Raw genomic sequence first — 15,545 nt, forward strand, 5'->3', positions numbered from 1 at the left:
GATGTCAGACCCACACGTCGTAAGTCACGAGCCGGAGGCACTAGCCGGACGTCCGTCGACCGGCTTGCTGTCGCGGATCAATGCCGTCGTCGCTCGCGTGGGCATGTATCTGTCCGTGAGCGGCCTGCTCGTCATCGTCACCATCGTGTTCTACCAGGTGTTCGGGCGTTACGTGCTCAACTCCAGCCCGACCTGGACGGAGAACCTTGCGCTGGTTCTGATCCTGTATGTCACGCTGATCGGCGCCGCCGTCGGCGTGCGCGATGCCGGACACATCGGCATGGACAGTCTGCTGGTGATGCTTCCGGACCATTTGCGAGAGAAGATCGAGCTTGTGATCCACGTTCTGGTGGCCTTGTTCGGCATTGCGATGGTCTACAACGGCTGGATCCTCGGGGCGTCGGTCGGAACCGTGAAGATACCCAATCTCGGCCTTCCTGAGGTCGTCCGCTACGTACCGCTGGTCGCCTCCGGCGTCTTGATCGTCTCCTTTTCAATCGAGCACATCATTGCTCTCCTGCGCGGCGAAGAGGTCGTCCCCTCATGGAACTGATCATTCTCGGCGCCACCTTCTTCGGCTTCCTCATCCTCGGCGTACCCGTCGCTTTCGCGATCGGCCTCTCGGCGATTTGTACCATCCTCTACGAAGGCCTGCCGGTTGCCGTCATCTTCCAGCAGATGATGTCCGGGATGAACATCTTCTCCTTCCTCGCCATACCGTTCTTCGTCTTCAGCGGTGAGCTGATGCTGCATGGCGGCGTCGCCGACAAGATCGTGCAGCTCGCCAAGAATCTCGTCGGGCACATCCGCGGCGGGCTCGGCATGTCGAACGTGGTTGCATGCACGCTGTTCGGCGGCGTATCCGGCTCGCCCGTGGCCGACGTGTCGGCAATGGGTGCGGTGATGATCCCGATGATGAAAAAGGAGGGTTTCGACACCGACTACGCCGTCAACGTCACCACCCATGCCTCGCTGGTCGGAGCGCTGATGCCGACCAGTCACAATATGATCATCTATGCCCTGGCCGCCGGTGGCAAGGTATCGATCGGCGCGCTGATCGCTGCCGGCATCTTGCCGGCGCTCGTGTTGATGGCGTGCATGCTGGTCGCCGCCTACGCCGTCGCGGTGAAGCGAGGCTATCCGGCTGGCAAGTTTCCAGGCTGGGCCGAGGTGTTCCGCTCCTTCGCGGCCGCGCTGCCCGGCCTTCTGATCGTCGGAATCATCCTGGCGGGTATCCTGTCCGGCGTCTTCACTGCAACTGAATCCGCAGCCGTCGCGGTCACCTACACGATCCTGCTGACCTTCTTCATCTACCGCACCATGACCTTGCAGAACTTCCTGCGGGCCGCGGCCAAGGCGGTGAAGACGACGGGCGTGGTGCTGCTGCTGATCGGCGTCTCCACCATGTTCCAGTATCTGATGGGGCTTTACGAGGTTGCGGACCTCGCCGGCGACATGATGAGCAAGGTATCCACACAGCCCTGGATGATCTTCCTGCTCATCAACGTCATCCTGTTTTTGCTCGGCACCTTCATGGACATGGCGGCGACCATCCTGATCTGCACCCCGATCTTCTTGCCGATTGCGATGAAGGCGGGCATGGATCCGGTGCAGTTCGGCATGCTGATGCTGATCAACTGCGCCCTGGGGCTGAACACACCGCCGGTCGGAACGACGCAGTTCGTGGGCTGCGCCATCGGCGGCATCTCGGTGGGCGCGGTGATGCGCACCATCCTGCCGTTCTACGCCGCCCTGATCGCAGCACTCATGTTTGTGACCTACGTTCCCGCGTTCTCGCTTTGGCTGCCGCGCCTGCTGATGGGGTACAAGGGATAGCTGCCGTGCGTGCGCTGTCACTTGGCGGGTGGACCGGCCTTGCGATACTTTGCGTCGCAGCAACAGGAGAATCTGTCTGTGACTGACTATCGCAAGCTCTTCGATCTCACCGGCAAGACCGCAGTGGTGCTCGGCGCCGCCTCGGGCATCGGCAAATCGTCGGCCGAGGCGCTGGCCGGGCTCGGCGCCCGTGTCGTCTGCGCCGACCGCGCGCTTGACGCTGCCGAGGCGACCGCCGCCGGCATTCGGGAGCAGGGCGGCTGGGCCGAGGCCGCTGCCTGCGATGCTGCGAGCGCGGCTGACGTCAACGTGCTGGCCGCGACCGTCATGCAGAAATTCCCGCGGCTCGATATCGCGGTGACGACGCCGGGGCTCAACATCCGCAAGACCATCCTCGACTACACCGAGGAGGATCTCGACCGCGTCGTTACGCTGAACGTGAAAGGCACCGTCTGGTTCTTCCAGGCCTTCGGTCGCATCATGGTGGAGCAGAAGGGCGGCAGCATCATCGCCTGCTCTTCGGTGCGCGCTGTGACCATCGAACCAGGCCTTGCGGTGTATGGCGCGACCAAGGCGGCGATCGGCCTGTTGGTGAAGGGATTTGCCTCAGAGGTCGGCCGCTCCGGCGTGCGCGTCAATGCGATTGCGCCGAGCATCGCGGAGACGGCGCTCACTGGCCCCTTCAAGCAGCGCCCCGACATCTACAATCTCTACGCCGGCCACACCGTGTTCAATCGCTGGAGCAGTGCCGACGAGGTCGCCACGGCGGTAGCCTATCTCGCCTCGGATGCCGCGAGCTATGTCAGCGGAAGCACGCTGTTCGTCGATGGCGGCTGGACCGCCGTCGACGGACCGCCTACAGGCCTTACCCAGCTGAGCAAGTAAGGCGCGCGTATCTAGCCGGCAAAGCCCACGCGCCGGCGCAGCTCGCTCTGGGCTGCGCCGGCCAGCAGCGCGATCAGCGCGCGGGCCTCTGCCGGATGCGCGGCACGCGTGGCAACGCCGGCCGTATACATCGTGACGAGCTCGGATCCCGGTGGCAGCGATCCCGACAGCACGATGCCGTCGGTCGCGATGATTTCGGTCGCCTGCGTGCATCCGATCGGCCTTTGCGCGGTCGACGCTGCAAGCTCCCGCATCGCCGTCGCGCCATTCGGATAGATCTTGAGGCGCGATGCGACCTCATAGGCGATGCCGAGCTGATCCAGGATTTTTGCGACGTGCATGCCGGCGGTCGAGGCCTTGGTGTCCGGGACGAAGATGGCATCGGCGGTGCGCAGCACCTCGCGCAGATCGGCTTCGGTTCTGACCGTCACCTTGGGATCGCGAGCGCGAACTGCGAGCGCCGTCTCGACTCTGCCGATGTCTGCGATCGATGCGGCTGTCACGAGCTGCTCGTCGGCGAGCTTGGTGACAAGCGCGTGCGTCAGGATGGCGAGATCGGCCGGCGCGCTCGCGCGCAGCTTGTCGGCCATGATGCCGACTGCGCCGAATTGACCGTCGATGCCGAATCCGGTCTGCGCCTTGAAGGTCTCGGTGAGGCCCCGAACCAGGCCTTGCGCCGCGCCTCCGCTCAAAATGTTCACTGTCGTCACGACGCAAGCTCCATGGCTGCAATGATCCTGTCGCGCGTGATCGGCAGGTCGCGCACGCGCACGCCGAGGCAATCGAACACCGCATTCGCGATCGCCGCCGTCACCGGACCGTGCGCGGCCTCGCCGGCGCCGACCGGCTCGATCTCCGGCCGCTGGATGATTTCGACATCGACGGCCGGCACCTCGCTGAACGTCAGGATCGGATAGTCCGTCCAGGAGGTGGACGTGATGTGTGTCCGGTCGAAGCGAACGCGCTCCTTCAGCACCCAGCTCGTCGCCTGGATCGCGCCGCCCTCGATCTGGTTGATCACACCGTCCGGATTGATGGCCTCACCCACATCGACCGCGAGCGTGAGCCGCTTCACACGAATGTCGTCGGCACCTTCGATCTCGGCAATCGCGGCGCAATAGGCGCCTGTGTTCTTGTAGCGTGCGAAGCCGACACCGTGACCGACGCCGGCTCGCTTCTGCGGCTTCCAGTGCGCGCGTCGCGCCGCGGCGCGGATGACGTCCTTCGCTCGCTCGTCGCGCAGATGGCGCAGGCGGAATTCGATCGGGTCCTCGCCGCGCAGAGCGACGATCTCATCGAGCAGGGATTCGATGGCGAACACGTTACCTTGGCCGCCCAGCGTTCGCAGCGCCGAGGTGCGCACGGGCATGGTCAGGAGTCGATGGCTCGTGATCGTCCAGGCCGGGAGGTCATAGAGCGGAACGGAGTTGCGGTCTCCGCCGCCGCCATTCGCGGCGGGCGGATTGGAGGAGATCATGCGGGGGTAGGGGTTCGCGATCTCGGTTGCCGCGAGCAGCGCCGGCTGCGCCGCGCGCCCCGGCCGCGCCGCATGGCCGTTGCTCCAGATCGCATGGCGCCAGCCGATGATCTCATTGTCCGCATCGAGATCGGCCTCGATCTCGATCGCCATCGCCGCGCCGAACGGCGCATGGGACATCTCGTCGTGACGCGACCATTGCACCCTGACCGGATGGCCGGCGGCGGCCTTTGCCAGCAGCACGGCATCGAGTGCGACGTCATCGGCCGCATTATGTCCGTAGCAGCCGGCGCCCTCCGTGTGCTCGACGATGATGCTCTCGACCGGCAGCTTGAGCACGATGGCGAGATCGGCGCGCAGCAGATAGACGCCCTGGCTGTGGGTCCAAACACGGACGCGATCGCCGTTCCACTGCGCCATGGCGCAGGACGGCGCGATCGAGGCGTGCGCGATATAGGGCCGGGTGTATTGCCGGCGGAGGGTGTAGGCGGCTTTCTTGGTGGCCGCCGATGTTCTGGTGTCGATGATGGTCGTCTCGACCGGCTGGCTCCTGAGGAAACCCGCGAGGTCGTCTTCGTCAGGCAAAGGCTCGCCGGCCGACCAAGTCGCGCCCTTTCGCAATGCCTTGAGCGCAGCTTCGGCCGCTGCTTCGGTCTCGGCGACCACGCCGGCGAAGCCGCCCTCTCGGGCGATCGCGACGAGACCGGGAACGCCTCGTGCAGCATCTTCGTCAAGCGCGATCAGCCTCGCGCCCGAGATATCCGGCCGCAGCACGCGTCCGTGCAGCAGGCCCGGCAGCGGACGGTCATGGATGAAGCGAGGCCGCGCAAACACCTTGTCGGGAATGTCGACGCGCTGGACAGAATGCCCGGCAACGCCACGTGCAGCGGCGAGCTTCGCCGTCGCGCCCGCGCTGGCATCGCGATCGAGGGAGACTTCGCCGGCCAGCTCCCAATAGCTGGTCCTGACATTGCCCGGCCCCGAGATCGTGCCATCGTTGATATCGAGCCGCGACGCATCGACGCCGAGGCGTTCCGATGCAACGGCGAGGAAGAGCTGGCGCACCTCCGCACAGACCTGGCGTAGCGCGCGGCCGGATTGCTGGATCGAGAGGCTGCCGGATGTGACGCCCTCGTTCGGGCTGCTCGCCGTCGAGGCGCGGATCATCTCAATTCGGCCGATATCGACATCGAGCTCGTCGGCGGCGATCTGGGCCAGCGCGGTGACGATGCCCTGGCCGATCTCGACCTTGCCGGGCGAAATCGCCACATGGCCCTCGTCGGTGAACCTCACCCAGGACGACAGCTTTGGATTGGCCGCCAGGCTAACCGGCAGTTTCGGGGCAGGGGAGGGCGCGGTCATGACGCAGCCGTCTCCGAGGCCGCCCGCAGCACGGCGCGCACCATGCGGTTATGCGATCCGCAGCGGCACAGATTGCGATCGAGCGCCGCCCTGACCTCAGCCTCCGTCGGTGACGGATTGCGCTTCAAGAGCGCCGCCGCGCTGATCATGATTCCCGAAACGCAATAGCCGCACTGCATCGCCTGTTCGGCGATGAAGGCGCGCTGCAGCGGGTGCGGCTGCTCGGCCGTTCCGAGGCCTTCGATCGTGGTGACCTTCTTGTCAGCGACCGACCACATCGGCATGTCGCAGGACGCCATCGCGTGATCGCCAACCATGACATAGCAGGCGCCGCATTCATTGGCCCCGCAGCCGAAATGCGGGCCGGTCACGCCGAGCCGGCCGCGCAGTACATCGAGCAGCGTCTGATCCGAATCGGCCTCGACCGCAGTCGCGGTGCCGTTGAGATGAAAACGAATGGTCGGCATGGTCGATCGGGGACCTCAGGACTTGTCGAATTTCTTGACGACGTCGGCCCATTTCGCGATGTCGCCGCGCAGGAATTTGTCGAACTCCTCCGCCGTCATCGACATGGGCGCGGCACCCTGTTCTGTCCAGAGCTTTGCGATGTCCGGCCTCTTCACCATTGCGTTCACGGCGGAATTGAGCTTGTCGATGATCGGCTTCGGCGTGCCGGTCGGTGCCATCAGGCCGAGCCAGATCGTGGCCTCATAGCCGGATACGCCGGCTTCGCCGGCGGTCGGCACGTTCGGCAACACCGCCGAGCGTTGCTGGCCGGTGGTCGCGAGCGCCCGCACCTGGTTCTCGCCGATATTCGGCGCCATCGCCGGCACCGCATCGATCATCATCTGCACCTGTCCGCCGATCACCCCGCTGCGCGCCTCGCCGCTGTTGCGATAGGGAACGTGGACGACATCGATGCCGGCCATGGCTTTGAACAGCTCGCCAGCCATGTGGTAGGGCGTGCCCTGGCCGGAGGAGGCGTAGTTCAACTTGCCCGGCTGCGACTTGGCGAGTGCGATGAATTCCTGCAGCGTCTTCGCCGCGACCTGCGGGTTCACGACGATGACGAGATCGGAATAGTTGACCGGGGCGATCGGCACGAGGTCGCGCATCAGCTCGTACTTGCGCTGAGCGGGGGTCAACAGCGATTCGTTGGCAGTCTGGGTGTTTGACATCATCAGCAGCGTGTAGCCGTCGGCGGGCGACTTGACCGCTTCGACCGTTCCGATGACGCCGCCGGCGCCGGTGCGGTTCTCGACGACGAAAGGCTGGCCAAAGCTTTCCTGGAGGACATTGCCGATCAGCCGCGCCGCAACATCGGCCGGGCCGCCGGCGCCGAAGGGCACGACGATGCGGACCGCGTGGGCAGGATATTCTTGCGCCGAACAGGGGAGTGCGGAGAACGCGCCGAGCAAGCCGGCCGCCAGCGCCAGCACGAATCTTGAAGCCGTCATGCCCACCTCCCTCTGTCGTTCTTGTTGGCCGGCACTGTAGCGGCCGGGCGCGCGGACTGTCGACGCCTCAGAAAGTCGATCCGGGTGGGAATATCGGCCCGTTTTCGGGGTGACCACGCGCCATTTCGCAGGCGCGGTAGGAACCGGCGGCGCGCGCGGTTTGAGCAAATCGCATGGGCAATGCCGGCAAAATGCGCTCGGCTGGCCCTTATTTTGATGTTACGAACTGGGACATGAACCAGCACGCCAAGATCGAAATCCGCCATTCGACCTGCCCGCATGACTGCCCGTCGGCCTGCGCGCTCGACATCGAGGTCGTCGAAGGCCGCAGCATCGGCCGCGTGCGCGGTTCGAAAAGGCAGACCTACACAGCCGGCGTGGTCTGCGCCAAGGTCGCGCGCTATGCCGAGCGCATCCATCACCCTGAGCGCGTGATGTATCCGATGCGTCGCACCGGCCCGAAGGGGTCCGGCCAGTTCGCGCGGATCTCCTGGGACGAGGCGCTGGACGAGATCGGGCGCCGCTTCAACGAGGCCGAGCGCGAGTTCGGCGCGGAATCGATCTGGCCGTATTACTACGCCGGCACGATGGGCATCGTGATGCGCGACGGCCTCAACCGTCTCACGCATGTGAAGAAATATTCGCGCTTCTATCAGACCATCTGCGCCAATGTCGCGCGCATTGGCTATGCGATCGGCACCGGCAAGATCGCCGGCGTCGATCCGCGCGAGATGGCGCTGTCCGATCTCGTCGTGATCTGGGGCACCAATCCCGTCAACACCCAGGTCAACGTGATGACGCACGCCTCGCGAGCCCGCAAGGAGCGCGGCGCGAAGATCGCGGCGGTCGACATCTACGACAACGACACGATGAAGCAGGCTGACATCAAGATCATCCTGCGGCCCGGCACCGACGGCGCGTTCGCCTGCGGCGTGATGCACGTCCTGTTCCGCGACGGCTATGCCGACCGCGCCTACATGGACAAATACACCGATTGCCCGGCCGAGCTCGAGGCGCATCTGAAAACGCGCACGCCGGAATGGGCGTCGGCGATCTGCGGCGTGCCGGTGTCCGAGATTGAGGCTTTTGCCAAGGCAGTCGGCGAAACCAAGCGGACCTTCATCCGCCTCGGTTACGGCTTCACCCGCTCGCGCAATGGCGCGACGCAGATGCATGCGGCGACCTGCATTCCAGCGGTGACCGGCGCCTGGCAGTATGAAGGCGGCGGCGCCTTCTTCAACAATTACGCGCTGTGGCATTTCGACGAATCCATCATCGAGGGCCACGACGCGATCGACCAGACCACGCGCGCGCTCGACCAGTCGCAGATCGGCCGCATCCTGACCGGCGACGCCGAGGCTCTGCACTGCAAGGGGCCGATCAAGGCGATGCTGATCCAGAACACCAACCCGATGACGGTGGCGCCGGAGCAGGCGCGGGTAGCCCAGGGTTTTGCGCGCGAGGATCTGTTCGTCGCGGTGCACGAGCAGTTCATGACCGAGACGGCGCAGATGGCCGACATCGTGCTGCCGGCGACCATGTTCATGGAGCACGACGACCTCTATTACGGCGGCGGCCACCAGCACATCTCGGTGGGCGCGAAGCTGATCGACCCGCCCGGCGAATGCCGCTCCAACCATGAGCTGCTGCAGGCGCTGGCGCCGCGGGTCGGCGCCAGGCACCGGGGTTTCGAGATGACGCCGCGCGAATTGATCGATGCGACACTGCAGCTCAGCAACCACGGCGACATCGCCGGCCTCGAAGCCGACCTCTGGCGCGATCTGCAGCCGGATTTCCGCACCTCGCATTTTCTCGACGGCTTTGCGCACGCTGACAAGAAGTTCCACTTCAAGGCCGACTGGGCGCATCCACCGCTCGGCGTGATGATGGGCGATATCGACAGCATGCCGGCGCTGCCGGACCATTGGGCCGTGATCGAGCAGGCCGACCAGGTCCATCCGTTCCGGCTTGCGACGAGCCCCTCGCGCAGCTTCCTCAACACCACCTTCAACGAGACGCCGTCCTCGCAGGCGCGCGAGGGCAAGGCGAGCGTGATGATCCATCCCCTGGATGCGGCCGCGCTCGATATCGCCGATGGCGACGCCGTGACGCTCGGCAACAGCCGCGGCGAGACCACGCTGATCGCGACCCTGTTCGAGGGCGTGCGGCGCGGCGTGCTGATCGCGGAGTCCGTTCATCCCAACAAGGACCATATCGGCGGGCGCGGCATCAACATGCTGACGGGCGCGGACACGATCGCGCCGATCGGCGGTGCGGCGTTCCACGACAACAAGGTCTGGATCCGGAAGGCGGCCAGCGCGGCCTGAGGCACGCGCTTTCGCTGCGATCGCGCCGCAAAGTTGTGTCGAGGCGCTAAAGCGGCATGGCGTCAGAGATTGCGCTTGCGCCTGCCGTCCTGTCTGCCGCAAATGTCGGGCAAGCGGAAGACAACAAGCGAGCGTGCCATGACCGACACCACAAGCGTCATCACCGAGAAACGCGGGCAGGCGTTCTGGATTACCATCAACCGGCCGGAGAAGCGCAACGCGCTGAACGGCGAGGTGATCGCCGGCATCGCCAAGGGCTATCGTGACGCGCATGACGACAAGGACGTCCGCGTCATCGTGCTGACGGGCGCAGGCGACAAGGCGTTCTGCGCCGGCGCCGATTTGCAGAACTCCGGCGCGGCTTTCGCGATGGATCATTCCAAGCCAAATGTCGACTATGCCGATCTGTTGCGTCTGTCGCAGAACGCGACCAAGCCGGCGATCGCGCGCCTCAGTGGCGTCTGCATGGCCGGCGGCATGGGCCTGTTGTGCATGACCGACATGGCGGTCGCCGCCGATCACGTCATCTTCGGCCTGCCGGAAGTGAAGGTCGGCGTCTTCCCGATGCAGGTGCTGAGCCTGCTGCAGAGCATCGCGCCGCCGCGCCTCGTCAACGAATGGGCGCTCACCGGCGAGCCGTTCGACGCCAAGGCCGCGCAAGCGGCAGGGCTGCTCAACTATGTCGTGCCTGGAGCCGAGCTCGACGCCAAGGTCGACTGGCTGATCGGCCGCATCGTCGACAAGTCCCCGACCGCGATCCGCCGCGGCAAATATGCCATGCGCGCCATCGCGTCGATGTCGTTCGACGAGAGCATCGCCTACACCGAAAGCCAGATCGCGCTGCTCGCGATGACCGAGGACGCCAAGGAGGGCCTGAAGGCGTTCAGCGAAAAACGCAAGCCGTCCTGGACAGGGAAATAGTCACGTCAAAGCGGCAGGCCCAAGTTTGAGCCTTGGAGAGCCACTATAACCCACGATGCTGTTATTCAGACACGAGGGTAGTGGCTATTCCGATAAGGGCTGCTCTTGCTCGCTCGTCGTGGCGCTTCTTGGAGCCCGCGATCAGCTGTTTGCGCGTGCGTTTGGCATAGGTCGGCAGTTGGCGTGCCGATCGATGACGACCGGCTGCGCGTAACTCAGCATCAGTAAGATCGCTGTCCGCTCCTTCAGTAAATCCGCCGTGACGGAATGAAGTAAAAGAGAGTTCACTCCGAAGCTGAGCTGCCGCGACGATTCGTCTTACGACACGGCGCAAATAGCGCAGATCCTTGCGTTCTGTGATCCAAGGGAGCTGTGTAGGCGATCTGCGATGTTCATGGTCGCGCCGAAAGGCCAGGCCCGTCACCACGGTTTCCTTGATGGCGTCGAGTTCGGCCATCAGTTCCGGGAAGAGCGGCTCGCCCGTTTCGTCGAACAGTGGCCACCAGGCTTCCTCGCCATTCTTCGGATGCACGATCTTCACACTGTTCGGCCGCTCTTTGGGCCGATAGTGCGAGATATCGAAAGCTCCAAACACGTGTTCTTCGCGTTGCAGCCATTCCCATGTCAACAATGCGGCTGTTCCGACTGAGCGGTATCCGAGCTCCTTCGCTGCCGCCCTGAATGCGACGAGTTCGTCCCAAGTCGCCGTAGGCGTCTGGCGGACGGGCTGGCCAGGCGCACGGGTCTTTAGCCCCATCCGCGAAAATGGATTGATGGTCGGCACTTTCGTTTCTTGGGCACGCCGCCCAACAAACCACGCGCGCCTGCAAGAGGCCATGGCCGCATTTGCGAAGCGGCGACGCTCGCGCTTGACGACGTTTCCACTTGCGTCTCTGTCTTCCACAACGAGCAGTTTTGCATAGACTGCGTCGACGAAGCCCATCGTAAAATCAGAGAGGTGCTTCGAGCCCGCTCGGGTACCGTCCTTCAGCGTGTGGTTAGCGAAGAGGGCAAGACCTTGCTTGTATAAACGCTGTGTGTAGTGATCAATCTCTCTCCATTTCTGATGCGCTTCGAAGATGCTGACCAGCCAATCGAAAGTGCCAGGCAAAGGAGAGGGCGGAACCATGTCGGTCAAACCTCCCGAAGCCCAACTGTCGAAGGCGGGCAATAAGATGTTCTCGGCTCGCCCCATGGCCGCCGCGTAGTCTTCCCCCAATGCTTCAGCCTCGACTTGGCAGCCCTGATTGCGGGCCCAGGTTGGCGGCTCAAAAAAATATGCCCATCGACCATTCTTCAGTAACTTTCGTCGGCAGTAGCGCGGAAGCTTATTCATGCGAGAGATACCAGGTCTTCCGATCTATCTGGATCCAGTTTCCGTGTCGTTGCCGCGAAATCATCGATGGCGGCCTTCGACCATATTGGGTGTCGCGCACGCCCGATTCCGCGATAACCAACGGGAGGTGGTGCTTCGCCGCGGCCCACGGCGCGTGCGAGTTCACTTGTGTCGCGATAGTCGAGGTAGGCAGCTGCCATGTCAGCGCGCATGAGTGCAGGCCATGTGCCGATGGGCGGATAACGGGCAGGAAAGGCAGAGCGGGGTGCCATGAGCACAGGTCAACGGTCAAGATGCCTAAGCTGTGCCATCAAACACTCAGATCTTTTGGGAGAATTCCACACCGCAGGGACCCAGAAGGTGCCGATTTCAGATGGTTCAGCTTGCACTCGTCTTGCCTCTTGCTTGCATACTTCCGTGCCTCATATCAGCGGCGGCCTTGGACATTGAAAGCCAGACGAGCTTACACAAAAAGGGGAGCAGAGAGCTCATGTGGGACTCGGCTGGCGCGGCGTGCAAAAAGGACAGGCGACGTCGGCTAACAGGGGCATCACGGTCGCTTTCGTGCATGATCGGCACTGACGGTTCGACAACGACCCCGGCGGCAGGGCTGCACAGACGACAGCTGCACGACCCGTCCTGCTTGTGCCAAAATCCCACAAGCCGCACCTGCGCCGTCATGAGCACCGCCACCTGGAACGGCTGTGTTGCAGATCGCTATCGCACTACGAAAATAGCCGCACTTGCCGGACCCAACGCCTCTCCCGCCTAACGGCCGGATGGGCGAACCGGGGAGGGGAATGCGCCTTCCACAGATTTATGAGTGGCGAATCCAGCGCGACGGGTGCCGCTCTTGGCGCTCAAGCGTCTATCCTGGGCCTCTGGCTGAGAGTCAGCTGAACCGGATGGATAATCAGCACTCAATCCGACAAACCTGCTGCTCAACTTGCATGCAAACCCCGAGCAAGTCTTCCCTTTGTCGGAATGATACGCATCCCAGCGTAGGCGGCAGATAGGCTCTCATGCTCTGCCGGAGTTCTTAAGTATTTGCGAGATCGCCAAAGGCGTAAACCAGTGCGCAATTGCCACCGCGAACATCTTTTGATCGGCTCCCTGGCGCGTGCGGCATTACCGCAACGGGCTCTCGTTAAACCGAGCCGCGCCGCGTCTCGGCCGCCGGCTTCGATCCCTTCTGTAATCCGATCTACAACGTCAAGCCTCTTTTTGGGCTGTCCGGGTGTCGGGTTCCGGCGCGAAAGCGGTCGTGCTTGGCCGGCGGGGCCAAGTCTCTTTTTGCCCCCGGGCAGACATGAGTGCCCCGCTAAACGCGGCCCTCCCTCTGATATCTTACTCGTCTGCCGAAAACGCATAGGCCGCGAAATGACGGCGCCTTAATCAGTAAGCTCGGTGTAGTGGACAGCGAAACCGGCCATTCGAGGAGGACGTCGTGATCAAAATTGCGAGTTTCCTATCATCGAGTTTTCTCCTGTGCGTAATGTTGGCCCCCGCAGCGCACGCTCAGCAGATCAACGGCGTACCGGGTTCGCCCAGCGCCACGACCACGATCGACGGGAAACAACTGCCGCCTGAGCCTCCGAAATTCGGTGGCGTGGTCAACGAGACTGCCAAAGATTCCAAACCGTATTGGCCACCGTCCGTAGTTCCGCCCAAAGGCGCGCCGAACGTTCTGCTGATCATGACCGATGACCAGGGCTATGGCGTTTCCGGCACCTTCGGCGGTGTCATCCCGACCCCGAACATGGATCGCATCGCCAAGGCGGGATTGCGCTATACCCAGTTTCACTCCACGGCACTTTGCTCGCCGACGCGGGCGGCATTGATCACCGGCCGCAACCACCATTCGGTCGGGTACGGCGTCATCGGTGAAATGTCCACCGGCTATCCGGGCTACGATTCTGTCATCGGTCCCGAAAGCGCGACGATCGGGACCATTCTCCGCGACAACGGATATGCCACGTCGTGGTTTGGCAAGAACCACAACACCCCGACCTATCTGTACAGCGCGGCCGGACCGTTCGATCAATGGCCGATCGGTATGGGATTCCAATACTTCTATGGGTTCATGGGCGGCGAGACCGACCAGTGGACGCCCTATTTGTTCCGCAACACGACCCAGGTTTTTCCCTGGATCGGCAAGCAAAACTACAACCTCATCACCGACATGGCTGATGACGCCATCAACTACATGAACAGCTTGAACGCCTCCGCTCCCGACACGCCGTTCTTTGTCTATTACGTGCCGGGTGGCACGCATTCGCCGCATCAGCCGAAGAAGGAATGGATCGACAAGTTCAGGGGCAAGTTCGACATGGGATGGGAGAAGCTGCGCGAGCAGATCTTCGCCAACCAGAAGCGGCTCGGCGTGATCCCGGCAAATACCGAGCTGACCCCCTGGCCGGATGTCCTGCCGAAGTGGGACTCGCTTTCCTTCGTGCGAAAGAAGTTGTACGCGCGCGAGGCTGAAGTGTTTGCCGGCTACGCCGCCTATACCGACCACGAGATCGGCCGCGTCATCCAGGCGGTCGAGGACATGGGAAAACTCGATAACACGCTGATCGTCTACATCAGCGGCGACAACGGCACCAGCGCCGAAGGCACCCTCGAGGGCACCCCGAACCAGATGACCGCTTACAACGGCATTCTGAACCTCCCGGAAGCCGAGCTGCTGCGGTACTACGAGGATTGGGGCTCCGACAAGACGTACCCGCATATGTCGGTCGCGTGGTCCTGGGCGTTCGACACGCCGTTCAAATGGACCAAGCAGGTGGCGTCGCACTTCGGCGGCACACGCCAGGGCATGGCCATTTCGTGGCCCGGCCACATCACGGACGTCGGCGGCATCCGCACCCAATTCCACCACATGATCGATATTGTGCCGACGATCCTCGAGGCCGCGGGTATTCAGGCGCCGGCCATGGTCAATGGCATTGCGCAAAAGCCCATTGAGGGCGTGAGCATGGTCTACACGTTCGACCAGGCGAATGCCAACGCACCCTCGAAGCGCGACACGCAGTATTTCGAGATGTTCGCCAATCGCGGAATCTACCACGATGGCTGGTATGCATGCACGACGCCCCCGGTCCCGCCGTGGATCTTGGGAACAGCCAAGCTGCCTGACATCAACGACTATAAATGGGAGCTCTACAACATCGCTGACGACTACTCGCAAAACAACGACCTCGCAGCCAAGAATCCTGACAAGTTGAAGGAGCTCCAGGCGTTGTTCCTGACCGAGGCGGCGAAATACCAGGTCTTGCCGCTGGACAACTCGATCCTGCCGCGCCTCGTGACACCGCGGCCGAGCGCGACCGCCGGGCGAACGGTCTTCACGTATTCCGGTGAGAACCCCGGCATTCCGGATGGAAACACCCCGAGCATCCTCAACAAGGATTACACCATCACGGCGGAGATTACCGTCCCCCAGGGCGGCGCGGAAGGAATGATTGCCACTTTCGGCGGTCGCTTCGGCGGATATGCTCTCTACCTGCTCAAAGGCAAGCCAGTCTTCGTTTACAACTTGCTTAATCTAGAGCGGTATCGCTGGGAGGGCGGCGTGGGAGGCCGCGATGTGTTTGGCGATGCGCTTAAGCCCGGCAAGCACGCGATCGTGTTTGACTTCAAGTATGACGGCCCCGGCCCGGGCAAGGGTGGCACCGGTGTGTTGACGGTGGATGGCAAGCAGTTGGCCAAGAAGACGATCCCGCACACGATCCCCTTCCTTATGGCGATCGACGAAACCTTTGACATCGGGAGCGATACCCGCACGGCGGTGGACGACAGCTACAAGCTGCCGTTCCGCTTCACCGGCAAGATCGACAAGCTGACCTATAAGCTTGGCGCGACGCAAATGACGAGTGACGAACAAAAGCACATGCGGCATGCTCTCGAAAGAGCAAGGGACTAGGTACCGCAATCCCGGACCG

At 63.1% G+C, this 15,545-nt stretch carries 11 protein-coding genes; 6 read left to right on the forward strand and 5 right to left on the reverse strand.

The window, feature by feature from the left end:
- Window position 1: 1 nt before the first annotated feature.
- The 3 genes from AXW67_RS23335 (at window position 2) to AXW67_RS23345 (ending at window position 2,721) form a co-directional block, all read left to right on the forward strand.
- Window positions 2-553, forward strand: a complete 552-nt coding sequence (locus tag AXW67_RS23335) for a TRAP transporter small permease (RefSeq protein WP_063679733.1) — start codon at window positions 2-4, stop codon at window positions 551-553.
- Entirely contained in the window at window positions 544-1,836 is a 1,293-nt protein-coding gene (locus tag AXW67_RS23340) for a TRAP transporter large permease (protein ID WP_063679734.1), read from the forward strand. Before AXW67_RS23335 ends, AXW67_RS23340 begins: the two co-directional genes overlap by 10 nt.
- 78 nt (window positions 1,837-1,914) lie before the next feature.
- Window positions 1,915-2,721, forward strand: coding sequence for an SDR family NAD(P)-dependent oxidoreductase (locus AXW67_RS23345; protein WP_063679735.1), 807 nt, complete (start codon window positions 1,915-1,917; stop codon window positions 2,719-2,721).
- An 11-nt stretch (window positions 2,722-2,732) separates the two neighbouring features.
- Here the strand turns inward: AXW67_RS23345 and AXW67_RS23350 are convergent, their stop codons facing one another.
- Genes AXW67_RS23350 through AXW67_RS23365 form a run of 4 tightly spaced genes read right to left on the reverse strand, consistent with a single transcriptional unit; the run spans window position 2,733 to window position 7,017 of the window.
- Entirely contained in the window at window positions 2,733-3,431 is a 699-nt protein-coding gene (locus tag AXW67_RS23350) for a molybdate ABC transporter substrate-binding protein (protein ID WP_063679736.1), read from the reverse strand.
- On the reverse strand, window positions 3,428-5,560 hold the full coding sequence (locus AXW67_RS23355; RefSeq protein ID WP_063679737.1) for a xanthine dehydrogenase family protein molybdopterin-binding subunit: 2,133 nt from the start codon (window positions 5,558-5,560) through the stop codon (window positions 3,428-3,430). Before AXW67_RS23355 ends, AXW67_RS23350 begins: the two co-directional genes overlap by 4 nt.
- Complete coding sequence (locus AXW67_RS23360) at window positions 5,557-6,027, reverse strand: (2Fe-2S)-binding protein (RefSeq protein ID WP_063679738.1); 471 nt, start codon at window positions 6,025-6,027, stop codon at window positions 5,557-5,559. The genes AXW67_RS23355 and AXW67_RS23360 overlap by 4 nt, the downstream gene beginning before the upstream one ends.
- Before the next feature lie 15 nt (window positions 6,028-6,042).
- Window positions 6,043-7,017, reverse strand: coding sequence for a tripartite tricarboxylate transporter substrate binding protein (locus tag AXW67_RS23365; protein ID WP_063679739.1), 975 nt, complete (start codon window positions 7,015-7,017; stop codon window positions 6,043-6,045).
- 233 nt (window positions 7,018-7,250) lie between these two features.
- Here AXW67_RS23365 and AXW67_RS23370 point away from each other — a divergent pair, with 233 nt between their 5' ends.
- Together AXW67_RS23370 and AXW67_RS23375 are read left to right on the forward strand one after the other, a co-directional pair.
- Window positions 7,251-9,344 (forward strand): molybdopterin oxidoreductase family protein, encoded by a 2,094-nt coding sequence (locus tag AXW67_RS23370; protein WP_063679771.1) that lies wholly within the window; start codon window positions 7,251-7,253, stop codon window positions 9,342-9,344.
- A gap of 138 nt (window positions 9,345-9,482) precedes the next feature.
- Window positions 9,483-10,265, forward strand: a complete 783-nt coding sequence (locus AXW67_RS23375; RefSeq protein ID WP_063679772.1) for an enoyl-CoA hydratase/isomerase family protein — start codon at window positions 9,483-9,485, stop codon at window positions 10,263-10,265.
- A gap of 61 nt (window positions 10,266-10,326) precedes the next feature.
- Here AXW67_RS23375 and AXW67_RS23380 read toward each other — a convergent pair whose 3' ends face one another.
- Window positions 10,327-11,601 carry a hypothetical protein gene (locus tag AXW67_RS23380; protein ID WP_145927811.1) on the reverse strand — a complete coding sequence of 425 codons (1,275 nt, stop codon included), beginning with the start codon at window positions 11,599-11,601 and terminating at the stop codon, window positions 10,327-10,329.
- Between the two features lie 1,495 nt (window positions 11,602-13,096).
- Here AXW67_RS23380 and AXW67_RS23385 point away from each other — a divergent pair.
- Entirely contained in the window at window positions 13,097-15,526 is a 2,430-nt protein-coding gene (locus tag AXW67_RS23385) for an arylsulfatase (protein WP_063679741.1), read from the forward strand.
- Window positions 15,527-15,545: the final 19 nt, after the last annotated feature.

The organism is Bradyrhizobium neotropicale, from assembly GCF_001641695.1.
In the GTDB taxonomy this organism is placed as follows: Bacteria; Pseudomonadota; Alphaproteobacteria; order Rhizobiales; family Xanthobacteraceae; genus Bradyrhizobium; species Bradyrhizobium neotropicale.

Excerpts from the sequence above, each read along its gene's own strand:
- AXW67_RS23335 (WP_063679733.1), top strand. The coding sequence starts at position 2 with ATGTCAGACCCACACGTCGTAAGTCACGAGCCGGAGGCACTAGCCGGA.
- AXW67_RS23340 (WP_063679734.1), top strand. The coding sequence starts at position 544 with ATGGAACTGATCATTCTCGGCGCCACCTTCTTCGGCTTCCTCATCCTC.
- AXW67_RS23355 (WP_063679737.1), bottom strand. The coding sequence starts at position 5,560 with ATGACCGCGCCCTCCCCTGCCCCGAAACTGCCGGTTAGCCTGGCGGCC.
- AXW67_RS23360 (WP_063679738.1), bottom strand. The coding sequence starts at position 6,027 with ATGCCGACCATTCGTTTTCATCTCAACGGCACCGCGACTGCGGTCGAG.
- AXW67_RS23365 (WP_063679739.1), bottom strand. The coding sequence starts at position 7,017 with ATGACGGCTTCAAGATTCGTGCTGGCGCTGGCGGCCGGCTTGCTCGGC.
- AXW67_RS23370 (WP_063679771.1), top strand. The coding sequence starts at position 7,251 with ATGAACCAGCACGCCAAGATCGAAATCCGCCATTCGACCTGCCCGCAT.
- AXW67_RS23375 (WP_063679772.1), top strand. The coding sequence starts at position 9,483 with ATGACCGACACCACAAGCGTCATCACCGAGAAACGCGGGCAGGCGTTC.
- AXW67_RS23380 (WP_145927811.1), bottom strand. The coding sequence starts at position 11,601 with ATGAATAAGCTTCCGCGCTACTGCCGACGAAAGTTACTGAAGAATGGT.
- AXW67_RS23385 (WP_063679741.1), top strand. The coding sequence starts at position 13,097 with ATGTTGGCCCCCGCAGCGCACGCTCAGCAGATCAACGGCGTACCGGGT.